Source organism: Phycisphaerae bacterium (genome assembly GCA_035275405.1).
GTDB lineage: Bacteria > Planctomycetota > Phycisphaerae > UBA1845 > UTPLA1 > DATEMU01.
In genome coordinates, this window is the sequence record DATEMU010000007.1 from 318,862 (window position 1) to 330,634 (window position 11,773).

The window sequence follows — 11,773 nt, forward strand, 5'->3', positions numbered from 1 at the left end:
ATTCGGCGCGGTGACAATGGACGGCGGGCGGAGCCCGCCCTACGCGAGGCCGGTCTCCTTGTTAAATTGCTCGATCTGCCGGTCCCATTCGGCAACCTGCGAAAACTGCTCGGTCCAGAAGTCGGGATCCCAGAGGCGGCGGAGGTCGTCCACGCTTTTTTGCTGCTGCTCGACCCACGTGAAGTACTTGAAGTTGTGCAGCGTCTTGCGATCGTTGTACGTCAGCTCGCGGATGTACTCGACGGCGGCGCCTTGCAGGTAGCGGGCGAAGTGCTTCGCGGCGAGGAGTTCCGTGTATTTCCCGTGGGCGGATTGCTGTTCCTCGATGCGACTCTTATAAAGATCCATCGAGTCAGTCAGCGGTGTCACGATCACGTCGCGGCCGTCCAGATCGAACATCTTGGCCGTCTTGATCGCGGCGATGACGTTGCAGATGCCGGAGATGCCAACGAGGGGCAGTTGTTTGATCGTCGTGTCAGGGACACCTTCGCTGGCAAGCAGGGCCTGACCGGCGGGTTCGTTGAAGAGCCGCATCAGGCTGATGCAGGCCTCGTCGTCGATCGCGGCGACGACGTCGGTGTTGCGGACGTTGTGTACCCAGGGGATGTGCTTGTCGCCGATGCCTTCGATGCGATGTCCGCCGAATCCGCATTGCAGGAGCGTCGGGCATTGCAGGGCCTCGGTGGCGACGACGCGGAGGTGCGGGAACTTGGTGCGCAAGTAATCGCCGGCGGCGATCGTGCCGGCCGAGCCGGTCGCGGAGATGTAGGCGGCGAGGCGGCCGTTCGGGGCGGCGAGTTTGCGGAAGATCTCTTCGACGATAGCTCCCGTCACGTGGTAGTGCCAACAGGCGTTGCCGAACTCCTCGAACTGGTTGAAGATGACACAGTCGGGCCGCGTGCGGCGGATCTCCCAGCACTTGTCGTAGATTTCCTTGACGTTGGATTCGCAGCCGGGCGTGGCAATCACTTCCGCGCCGATCTGGTGCAGCCAGTCGAAGCGCTCGCGGCTCATTTCCTCGGGCAGGATGCCGACGGCGTGGCAGCCGAGCAGGGCGCAGTCGAATGCTCCGCCGCGACAGTAGTTGCCCGTGCTCGGCCAGACAGCCTTTTGCGACGTGATGTCGAACTGACCGGAGACGAGGCGGGGGACGATGCAGCCGAAGGCCGCGCCGACTTTGTGCGCGCCGGTGGGAAACCACTTGCCGACGATGCCGACGATCCGCGCGGGCACGCCGGTCAGCGACGAGGGGAACTCGATCCAGTTGCCGTTGTTAAAGAGGCCCCCCTTTTCGACGGGCTCGTTTTTCCAGGTGATGCGGAAGAGGTTGACGGGGTCGATGTCCCAGAGGCCGACGGACTTGAGGCGGTCCTTGATCTTCTGCGGGACCTTGGCGGAGTCGCGCATCTGGGCGAAGGTGGGGATGATGACGCCGCGCTCTTTGCAGCGGGCGATGGTTTTTTTGAGGATGGTTTCGTTGATTTGCATACGGTTGATCCTAGGCTAACCCCACGATTAGACCGGGATTGGGGTGACTTGAAAAGGGACGAGCGAAATCCGGGGCCCGTGATTGCTGGATGCTACCGAACGATCCTTGCTACTTTGCGTCGAAATCCTCTCCACCCAATAATGAATATCTGGATCCCGAACACAAGCAAACACATCATAAAGAAGCATTCTCTCAAGAGGCGGCCGAGAGAGAGCGGAGCGAGTGCGCGATAAATCGTCGGCACCTTATCGGATAGCACGATCACGAGCATCCCGGCACCCAGCACTAAGGCGGTGATCGCCCATCCCGGATGGGCAGGGGGCTCGAAGATGGTTCCGCAATCTCGGCAAACCCGTACGGCGCAGAGCGTGAGTTTGTCTTCGAGCGTACCCTTGGATTTGTGAAATGCGTTGTTCTTTCCGCCGCATGACGGGCAAACAGTCTCTTTCGTTGGCAGCCAATTGCTCATTGATCAGAGTTCCGCCAGCAGATATTGATCTGGTCGAAACGAAAGCGCCGCAAGCTCACTCCGTTTCAGAATGATAGGCGTAGCCTCGGCTACATCGAAATAGACTTGTTATTCTACGAAGAAAGTCGGTACGACGCCATGTTTAAGACGACGAGAAGCTGGACCGCGGGTTTGCTGATCTCATCGGCCCTCCTGGGTGCGATGATGATCCTATCGTCATGTCTCCTTAAGGGGACGCCCTATTCGGATTGGGTGAAGAACGGGTTTTTCGTGCTCTGGTGCGTAATGTTTTTCGCCTTCGCGGGCAGCGCGCCGTCAGGAGCATGCCGGATTTTTGGGCGAAGTAAGACGACCTGACGGGCTATTCCCTCTCCCTTCGAGGGAGAGGGCTAGGGTGAGGGTTGGAACAAGCGCGGCGCTTCATCGCGCAGTCCCAAATCCGGTCGATTACGTATCTCTTTCCTTTCAATACATCATCATTCATGAACCGAATTACCTGGTAGCCCAGCGCTCGGAGGTACGCGTCTCGTTCGGCGTCCTCAGTGCGTTCGTGCGTCGGCCCGTCCACTTCGACGACCAGTTTCGCCTCGGCGCAATAGAAGTCCACGACGAAGAAGTCGATGACGTGCTGTCGCCGGAACTTCAAACCGTCCATTTCGCGTGAGCGAAGGTGTTTCCACAGTAAACGCTCACAATACGTGGCCTTCCTTTCGAAGATTGCGGGCTCGGTTCGTCATGTGTATAGGGATGCGTCGTTCCATTTTCTTGCACCACTCGTAATCAAACCCTCACCCCGGCCCTCTCCCTAAGAGGGAGAGGGGGCGAGCGGCTCGACTTCCGTCGGCGAGCCCGCGATCGACATAGCCGTTTTGATGTCTTTCAGACCATTGCCGGTCACGACGGCGAGGACGTCGGCGGTGCGGGGGATTACGCCCTGGGCGACGGCCTGCTTTACGCCGGCGATGGCGGCGGCGGCGGCGGGTTCGGCGAAGATGCCCGCGAGGCGACCGGCGGATTTCATGGCGTCGGTGATCTGCTCGTCGGTCACGCGGACGTAAGCGCCGTTCGTTTCCTTTACAAACTTGACCGCCTTGCGCCAGTTGCGCGGGACGGGGACGTCGATGCTGTCGGCGATGGTCTGGCCAGTGAAGTCCTTCGGCAGCTCGCCGGTTTCGAAGGCCCGCGCGACCGGGTCCATTCCCGCCGCCTGCACGCCGAGGACGCGCGGTACGCGCGTGATAAAGCCGAGCTGCTTCATTTGCATCAGCCCCTTGGCGAGACCGGCGATGGTGCAGCCATCGCCGACGCCGATGGCGACCCAGTCGGGTTCGTTGCCGGCAGTCTGCTCGGCGATCTCCAGACCGCAGGTTTTTTTGCCTTCGACGAGGTACGGATTGATCGCGCAGTTGCGGTTGTACCAGCCATTTTTCGCGCACTCAGCGCTGCACAGGTCGTAGGCCTGGGCGTAGGTGCCGCGGACGCGGCGGACATCGGCGCCGTAGATGAGAAGCTGCGCGACCTTCGGCTCGGGGGCGCGCTGTGGCACGAAGATCGTCGCGGGCATGCCGGCCATGGCGGCGTAACCGGCGAGGCTGCTGGCGGCGTTGCCGGTGGAGGCGCAGGCGATCCGCGTCGCCTTGGCCTGCAGGGCGTGGAGGACGCCGACGGAGGACGCGCGGTCCTTGAAGCTGGACGTGGGGTTCTTGCCATCGTCCTTGACGCGAAGGCGTTTGCAGCCGGCCCAGTCGGCGAGGCGCGGCGTCTCCATGATCGGCGTCCAGCCGACCGGCCAGGCGAAGGCCTCCTCGTTCGGCTCGATCGGTAGCAGCTCGTAGTACCGCCAGTGATTCCGCGGGCGGTTTTCCATCGCCGCGGGCGTCAGGCTCTTGGCGACGCGGGCCATGTCGTATTCGATGTCGAGAATGGCGAAGGCGTCGTTACAGGCCGGGCAGGTGCCGGCGGATTTGGGCGGCGGACTTTCCTTGCCGCAGACGATGCAGGTGAGGCGGGAGACGTAGGACATAGGAACATGATACGCGCGAGTACGGATTGATGTCGCGGTCCCGTCTCGGCTTCGTAGCGGCCCCCGTCCCGGGGGCCGAAGAGGGCGGCGGCGTCATGACGATGCGCTCGACGCCAGTTCATGTTCGTGAGCACCTTCGCCGTCGGCGTCCGCCGGGACGGCGGACGCTACTCAAATCTCGATAAAGACCCGCGTCCAAGGCCAATCGCGCCAATCTTCGACAAGGCCCTTGCGAACGGGGTTATTGACAATATAGCGCATCACATTCTCTGCGGTCTCGCCGTCCCGACAGACATGATCGTAACAGGATCGCTGCCATAATGGTGGCACTCCGCCCAGTTTGACGAATTCATGGCCGGTGAAGCTCTTGAACGCGTCTAACCATTGGGCCAGCGGACAGCCCGAATCGCCGGGCGATAACAGCGTGTGCAAATGATCCGGCATCAGGCAGAATCCGAACAATCTGTACATGCGCAGCTCACAGCATCGGATCACGCTGTCGGCGGTCATTTTCGCGACACCGGCGTCTGAGAAGGGCGCGCCGCGATCGGCGCAGTTCGTAATGTGGATGACAGCGTCGTCGCGATAGTTGTATCGGTCCCATCGGACGGCGCGGGAACGACCGTGAGTGCGGAGGTCTTCGATCTTCCGACGGTCTTGGCGCTCCAAGTAACGGCCTCCTTATGATATTAGCGGCTGGCGCCGCAGAGCGGTAGCGACCCCCGTCCCGGGGGCCGAACAAGACGCGGCCCCATCACCTTGCGCTCGATACGATTCCCTTATTCAGAAGCACCTTCGCCGTCGGCGTCCGCCGGGACGGCGGACACTACTCCGGCGCGCCGCCGGAGGTGTCGAACACCCAGCGCTCGATCGCACGATCAGGCTTGAGCAATTCGTCGGGTTTGAAGTAGAGACCGATCTCGAAGGCGGCGGCCTCGGGCGAGTCGCTGCCGTGGATGAGGTTGAAGCTGTTGGACAGGCCGAAGTCGCCGCGGATCGTGCCGGGCTCGGCCTTGGAGCCGAAGGTCGCGCCCATCATCTTCCGCGCGACGGCGATCGCCCCGACCGCCTCGAGCACCATGACGACGACGGGGCTGCTGGTGATGTATTGGATGAGCCGGTCGTAGAAGGGCTTGCCCTTGTGGACGGCGTAGTGCTTCTCGGCGAGGGACCGCGAGACCTGCATGGCCTTCAGGGCGACGACGGTGAAGCCCTTTTCTTCGAAGCGGGTGAGGATGCGACCGGCGAGACCGCGCTGGAGGGCGTCGGGTTTGAGGATAATGAGGGTTTTTTCCACAGTCTATACTCCATCAAATAAGTGAACGTTGCATCAGGAAACGAATCTAACCGCCGCGAACTAATATGAAAAGTCGAACAAAGAGATGGCCCTGGACATTCGCGTCCTCACGGACCTACATACATGAGAATGAATGGGCTGGAAACTAATGCGATGTAAATCGCCATTGCAATGAGCACGATGCGGCTTCGTGCTTTTTTGTCGCGCACCTGTTTCAGGAGCCCCCGAAGAAACGCCAGCCAGAAGCCGGTAAATCCAAGCAATGCTGCGATAGTAAGTAGGGATACTCGCCGCTTCAGGGTGATGGGGGCTTCTATCCACAATGCGAAAAAAATGAGACATAACAGGATTGCCTTCCATGCATATTTGTTTATCAAATAACGAGGCGACGGTTCTAGTAGATGGCGGGAAAGCAACGACATCGGCTCAAATGTGGCTCCACACTCCGGGCAGCGATTCTCCGATAGCCCGCGCAGGTCGTAGCTGCAGGTCGGGCACTTGAGCCACGGTTCGCCTTTGATGGGGTTCATGTTTCCGTCCTCGGTCGTCAATCAAGGAACCCGATGCCGCCGGAACAAATGTAAGCGAAGATGACGAGGGGCAGCGCGAAGAAGGCGACGGCGAAGAGGATGTCGGCGTGGTTGGGGACGCTGGCCAGGCGCAGCCGGCGGTTCAGCCAGAACGTCAGGTAGATGGCGGCGGTCAGGAAAACCAGTGACGGCGCCTTCTGGACGAGCAGGTCATAAAGGCGATCGCCGTGATTGGTATAGTAGTACATGCTGGTCCCTTTGGGCCGCAGCATGGCGAAGGCTTGGCGCACGCCGAAGGCAAGGAAGAGGCAGCCGACGAAGGCCGTGAAGAGCAGGCTGAAGTATTTGGTGACGACGCCCGCGATCGGCCACTTTTTCGTCTCCAAGAAATAGTCCGACTCCATCCGTTGCGGATCAAACGACTGCCCGCACTCCGGACAGCGGTGGTCCACCAGACCGCGGAGGTCATAGCCGCATTTCTTGCAGACGAGCCAGGGCTGGCCGGCGAGATTGTCCATGATTCGGCCCTTACGGGAGCGAAGCGAATCGATCAATTGTTCTCGCCGCCGGCGACGGATTCCACCGGCGGCGGGTCGGGCCATTCCAGGAGCGCGCGTAGCTCATCCGCGGCGACACGATGCGTTTCGGCGGATGAGGCTACGCGCTCGGCCAGCAATTCGTGAATCTGTGCGAGCAGGTCGAGCGTCAGGGCTTCGCACGGGGCGAGTTCGTCGGCGATGGTCAGGGCGTACAGCGCGGCGTCCAAGTGATCGGCCGCGGCCTCGGCGAGGGCGAGATTGATCCAGCCGTCGGGATCGGATGGGGCGAGCTGGGTGAATCGCGCGAAGGCATTGGCCGCCGACTCCGGCTCGTCGAAGTCCATGTACACGACGCCGAGATTGAACCAGCCGCTGGGGGCTTCGGGGCGGAGGCGAGTGAACGCCTCCCAAGCCGTGCGGGCCTCGGTCAGGCGACCGTCGCGCTGGGCGAGGCTGGCGAGGTTGTACTGCGCGTCGGCGTGATCGGGGGCGAGCCGCACGACTTCGCGAAGTTCGCGGGCGGCGGCGTCGAAGCGCGACAGTCGCCAGAGTACGACGGCGTAGTTGTAGCGCGCGATCGAATCGATCGGAGCGAGACGGACCGTTGTTTCGTAGACCTCGGCGGCTTCGGCGAATCGTTCCAGGGCGACCAGCGAAGCGGCCTTGGCGGACAATGCGGCGGTGTCGCGCGGGTTTTTCGCCAGAGTCTCCTCGAGGTGGCGGAGAGCGGCTTCATGATCGCCGGCGGCGGCCGCGTGGCGCGCTTTGGCTTCCAGTGCGATGCCGGTATGGCTCACATCGTTGCGGAGCGTTACGCTGGCTTCGTCCAGTTGCTCGGCCCATCGCGCACCGATTTGGCGCAGCAACGGGGCGGGTGGGCGCGAATGGCGGGCAAGGACGACGGGCTCACTATAAATGGGGGGCGGCGCTTCGGTGGGAGGATCTGGCCGCGATCGGCTCGTCAGCGCATCCAGTTCCCGATCAATGGCGGATTCCTTTTCCGGCGCGCTAGATACGGTGGTCGGCGGCTGGGTTGCGGCGAGATAGAACCAGAGGAGGGCGACAAACCCGCTGAAGATGGCGAGGGAGGCGGGGATAAACCAGCGCGAGGACATCGGCGATATCGTGGGTGCCGCGCGCGGGCGTGTCAACGCGGCGAAGGGGCGCCGGGTTTCTTGTGCGGGTACGGTCGAATGTAGTACGAACCCCGTACCGGTTCGGGGTCTTCGGGCACAGGCGGGTAATAGACCTCGCGCGTCGTGGGGAGCGGCGTGGGACTCGTCTTGCGGTAGAGGCGCAGCTCGTATCGGGATTTTTCAGTGAGGCTGAGAATCCTCAACAACTCGTAATGAGAGTCGCGATCGAACTCCTCCGCGGGGAGGCGATGAAAGTCGCTCGGGCTGTAGATCGAATCCCAGATGAACACCGTGCCGACGGGCATCGAGGCCAGAAGCATGGCGCCCTTATGGGCCCGCGGGTTCTCCACCAGGTCGAGGAAATATGCGAACCATGGATCGGTCGCGAAGATCGGCGAATCGGCGAGGCCGCGCTCCCCCAGCCAATGGACGGCTTGCCGGGCGAGTTCCTGCGAGGGCCGCAATCGGAGCGGGCGCAAAATGGCCGCGCACTGAATGAGACAGGTGGCCATCAAAAGCCCGGCGATGATGGGCGAGGCATATCGATTGCCGCCCCGGCGGCCGAAGACGGCCCATGCGAGCAAGAGAAAGAGAATCGCAACGACGGTTCCGCGCATCAACCAGAGCGTATCTTCCCGCCATTCCTGACGCCGCTCAATTCGCTCGAGTTCGAACGCGATCAACCCCACCAGCCAGACGATCGCGAGGATCAGTGTCAACAAGTCGATCGGTCGGCGCTCCCGCAGGCGCGCGATGAGTTCGGCGACGCCTGCGACCGCGAGAATGGCGATGAACGGCGCAATGACGACCAGGAATCGCCCATAGCCGCCGCTCCCGTAGACGCCGAGGGCCTTGATGGCGACTTGCGTAAGAAAAAAGGTCGCGGCGATGGCGGGGACCAGCCATGCTCTTCGGCGCAGCATGACGGCTGTGCCGACGATGGCCAGACCGGCGATAGCCGGTGGGACGGCGTAGAGCGCGTCGGGGAGGTAGGACCAGAGGGCCTGCGGCGTGTACTGCGTCGAGCCGCGCGCCTGGAAAAAGATGCGCAGCGGCCAGGAGTCGAAGACGGCGTAATACGCGATGTTGTGCGCGACGGGCGCCCAGAGGGAGAGGACGAGCGCCGTGATGCGATCACGGCGGGCAGGGACGCCCGCCCCACTTCGAAATAGCGCCATGCACCAGACTGGCAGGAAGGCGGCGGTTTCGTGGCGCGTGACCAAGACGAGCGAGAAGACGGCCGAGGCGAATAGCGGCCGACCGCCCTGCAAGAGCGCGACGGCGGCGATGAGATACAGCGCTGCGAAGTTCTCGGTGAGCGTCGTAAAGCCAAGCAGAGTGGCGAGCGGCTGCAAAAAAAGAAAAACGACGACCAGCCATGCCGGACGAATTTCAAATCGGCGCGCGACATGGGCGGCCAGTAGCGCTGATGCGGTGGTGACGATGGCGGAAAGCAGGCGTGCCGCGTGCCAGCCGATCTCGCGGTCACCGATCCAGGCAACCGCGGCGAGTGGTAGTGTCAGCCCCGGACGTCCCCAGATGTGCAGCAGATAGGAGGGATACCAGCCCGCCCATCGAGCCATGAGGTAGTGGGTCAGATCGTCGTCGTGATAAACGCCGTTGGAGAGCAGGCCGAATACGACTATCAGCGAAAAAAAAGGAAACGAGACGAGGAGATTGAGACGCAGTGGCGAGGACACGCAGAGAAAGTTAACCGATGGCGGGCAGGGACGCCCGCCCCACTAAGTCAGGCCCTGGCCCCACTTGAGTTTCTGCACAAGCGTATCCCAGCCTTTACGCGCCGGGTTGCGCACCAGTTGGAAACTCTGCTTTGAGCGCGTGATGACCAGACGCGAACCGCCGGGCAGTGCGCGGATGAACTGACCGTCCAGGACGAGCGCTGCGCCGGTGCTGGTCGCGCGGACCGTGATGCCCAGCTTGGCCTGCGGCCCGACGACCACGGGCCGGTGCGTCAGCGAGTGCGGGCAGAGCGGCGTGAGAATGATCGCGTCCACGTCGGGCTGCACGATCGGCCCGCCGCACGACATATTATGCGCGGTCGAGCCGGTCGGCGTGGAGACGATGAGACCGTCGCTGATGATCGTCGTTACGGGGTCGCCATCGATATCGACGGCCAGGCCGACGGTGCGGAATGGCTGCGCGACGCGAATGACGCAGTCGTTGAGGGCGATGCCGTCATAGGGCTTGTCGCCTGCCGCGGCGTCGAGGCGAACGTCGAGCATCATGCGGCGGCTGACGAGGTCGGGATCGCCGAGGATCCGGCCGAAATCGCGTTCCAACTCATCGACGGAAAAATCGGCGAGGTAGCCAAGCTTGCCGAGGTTGACCCCGACGATCGGCACCTGGCGATGCTGCATGGCCTGACCGACGGCGAGGATCGTGCCATCGCCGCCGAGCGCCACGACATAATCCGGTTCGGCGGGATTGATGTTCTCCGGTTGGCATTGCAGGTCGGATCCGGCGAGCAGGCCGCGGGAGGAAAGCAGATCCGAGAGGCGGCGAAAGGGCTCGGGGACTTCAGACTTCTCTGCGTTGCCGATGAGAAAGACCCGCGGCTTGGTGTTGGCTGGGGGCATGGAGGCCTTTTGTTGAACGGATCGAACGTGATTCGGTCGGCAGGCATTATAAGTGCGAATCCCCGAAGGCCCTGCGTGGACCCAGCAAGACCCTCAAGGCGCTCCCGTCTCCGTTTGCTCTTACCTGAGCCGGGTCAAGGTCTTTGCAATACATAAACTATTGTCAGTTAATGATTTATGGTATTCGTGCAGAAACTTCGCCTGGCCCGGATAACCAAAGGTGGGGCTGGGCGGACACCTTGCCTGCGCGAATAATTCGGCGGATTAGGACGACATCGACGGCTTGGAACGGCGGAGGGGGTCGAGCGACGACCCTGACGACGCCGCTTTTGCCGTCTGTTTGGATGGAGTGTCGCGATGCCAAAATTTCAATACGAGGCGATGAACGCCGCCGGCCAGGAAGTCAAAGACGAGGTTGATGCGCCGAATTCGGAAGAGGCGATCGCCAAGATCCGCGGCCTCGGCTATTTCCCGACCAAGGTCCGGCAAAAGGGCGGCGCCAAGAAGGCGGCCCCGGCCGCGGCGACCGGCGCCAAGCGAAAAGGCGCGGGCGGCCTGGGCGGCGTCTCGACGAAGCAGCTTACGTCGTTCACGCGTCAACTCTCGACGCTCATGGATGCCGGCCTGCCGATTCTTCGATCGCTGCGCATCCTTGAGCAGCAGCAAAAACCGGGCGTACTTCGCGTCGCCCTGCGCCATGTCAGCGAGGATGTCGAAGGCGGCGCGACGCTTTCCGAGGCGATGGCCCGGCACCCCAAGGTCTTCGACCGCTTGTATTCGAACATGATCGCCGCGGGAGAGGCGGGCGGTGTGCTCGACGTTATCTTGCAGCGCCTGGCGGACTTCATGGAAAAAGCCCAGAAGCTCAAGCGCAAGGTCGTCGGTGCGATGATCTACCCCGTCTGCGTCATCAGCTTCGCCCTGCTCATCGTGTCCGGCATCATGTATTTCGTCGTGCCGAAGTTCAAGACGATCTTCGCCGACTTTGACACGGAGTTGCCCGGCATGACCGTGATGCTGCTCGGGCTTTCCGATTGGATGATCGGCACCACGACCGACGCCCAGGGCAAAGAGGCGAGCATGCTGATCCCCGGCTGGGCGTTCATCATGTTCTCGCCAGTCGTCTTCATCGTCGCCTACAAGACGATTCGAAAATTCCAGGGCGGACGCATGTTCCTGGACATCGTCAAGCTGAAGATTCCGATTCTGGGCACGATCCTCAGTAAATCCGGCGTCGCCCGTTTCACTCGAACGCTGGGCACCCTTGTCGCCGCGGGCGTTCCCATTCTTGAAGCGCTCACGATTACGAAAGACACATCGGGCAACGAGGTGTACGCCAAGGCGCTCGGCAAAGTGCATGACTCTATCCGCGAGGGCGAGTCCTTTGCCGCCCCGCTCAAGGCCACCAAAGTCGTGGACAACCTCGTCGTCAACATGGTGGACGTCGGTGAAGAGACCGGCGATCTGGACAAGATGCTTATCAAGGTCGCCGACAACTACGACGACGAGGTGGAGACGCTCGTCGCCGGTCTGGTCAGCCTGCTGGAGCCGGTAATGGTCATCGTGCTGGGCGGCATTGTCGGCTTCATCGTGATCTCGCTGTTCCTGCCGATGGTGAGTCTGGTCAACGCCTTGACGGGCGGCGGCGGCGACGCCGGCGGCATGGAGTAAGTCCTTTTCGTCGGCGGCGACG

11 protein-coding genes are annotated in these 11,773 nt (G+C 62.1%); 1 reads left to right on the plus strand and 10 read right to left on the minus strand.

What is annotated here, in order from left to right; translation table 11 throughout:
- Positions 1-39 precede the first annotated feature (39 nt).
- From VJZ71_10530 to VJZ71_10575, 10 genes are all read right to left on the minus strand, one after another.
- Positions 40-1,488 (minus strand): pyridoxal-phosphate dependent enzyme, encoded by a 1,449-nt coding sequence (locus tag VJZ71_10530; protein HKQ48495.1) that lies wholly within the window; start codon positions 1,486-1,488, stop codon positions 40-42.
- A gap of 831 nt (positions 1,489-2,319) precedes the next feature.
- Positions 2,320-2,613 carry an endonuclease domain-containing protein gene (locus VJZ71_10535; GenBank protein ID HKQ48496.1) on the minus strand — a complete coding sequence of 98 codons (294 nt, stop codon included), beginning with the start codon at positions 2,611-2,613 and terminating at the stop codon, positions 2,320-2,322.
- Between the two features lie 150 nt (positions 2,614-2,763).
- Complete coding sequence (thrC, locus tag VJZ71_10540; protein ID HKQ48497.1) at positions 2,764-3,981, minus strand: threonine synthase; 1,218 nt, start codon at positions 3,979-3,981, stop codon at positions 2,764-2,766.
- 171 nt (positions 3,982-4,152) lie between these two features.
- Positions 4,153-4,650, minus strand: a complete 498-nt coding sequence (locus VJZ71_10545) for a transposase (GenBank protein HKQ48498.1) — start codon at positions 4,648-4,650, stop codon at positions 4,153-4,155.
- A 157-nt stretch (positions 4,651-4,807) separates the two neighbouring features.
- Complete coding sequence (gene ndk, locus VJZ71_10550) at positions 4,808-5,278, minus strand: nucleoside-diphosphate kinase (GenBank protein HKQ48499.1); 471 nt, start codon at positions 5,276-5,278, stop codon at positions 4,808-4,810.
- Between the two features lie 107 nt (positions 5,279-5,385).
- Positions 5,386-5,808: a hypothetical protein gene (locus tag VJZ71_10555; protein ID HKQ48500.1), complete on the minus strand. Its 423-nt coding sequence runs from the start codon at positions 5,806-5,808 to the stop codon at positions 5,386-5,388.
- Between the two features lie 17 nt (positions 5,809-5,825).
- A complete protein-coding gene (locus VJZ71_10560) occupies positions 5,826-6,326 on the minus strand; it encodes a hypothetical protein (protein ID HKQ48501.1) in 501 nt (166 codons plus the stop codon).
- 32 nt (positions 6,327-6,358) lie between these two features.
- Positions 6,359-7,462 (minus strand): tetratricopeptide repeat protein, encoded by a 1,104-nt coding sequence (locus tag VJZ71_10565; GenBank protein ID HKQ48502.1) that lies wholly within the window; start codon positions 7,460-7,462, stop codon positions 6,359-6,361.
- Positions 7,463-7,494: 32 nt separating this feature from the next.
- Positions 7,495-9,183, minus strand: a complete 1,689-nt coding sequence (locus VJZ71_10570; GenBank protein ID HKQ48503.1) for a hypothetical protein — start codon at positions 9,181-9,183, stop codon at positions 7,495-7,497.
- Positions 9,184-9,225: 42 nt separating this feature from the next.
- A complete protein-coding gene (locus VJZ71_10575; GenBank protein HKQ48504.1) occupies positions 9,226-10,080 on the minus strand; it encodes an NAD(+)/NADH kinase in 855 nt (284 codons plus the stop codon).
- Positions 10,081-10,437: 357 nt separating this feature from the next.
- Between VJZ71_10575 and VJZ71_10580 the strand changes: the two genes are divergently transcribed.
- Entirely contained in the window at positions 10,438-11,751 is a 1,314-nt protein-coding gene (locus VJZ71_10580) for a type II secretion system F family protein (protein HKQ48505.1), read from the plus strand.
- Positions 11,752-11,773 lie beyond the last annotated feature (22 nt).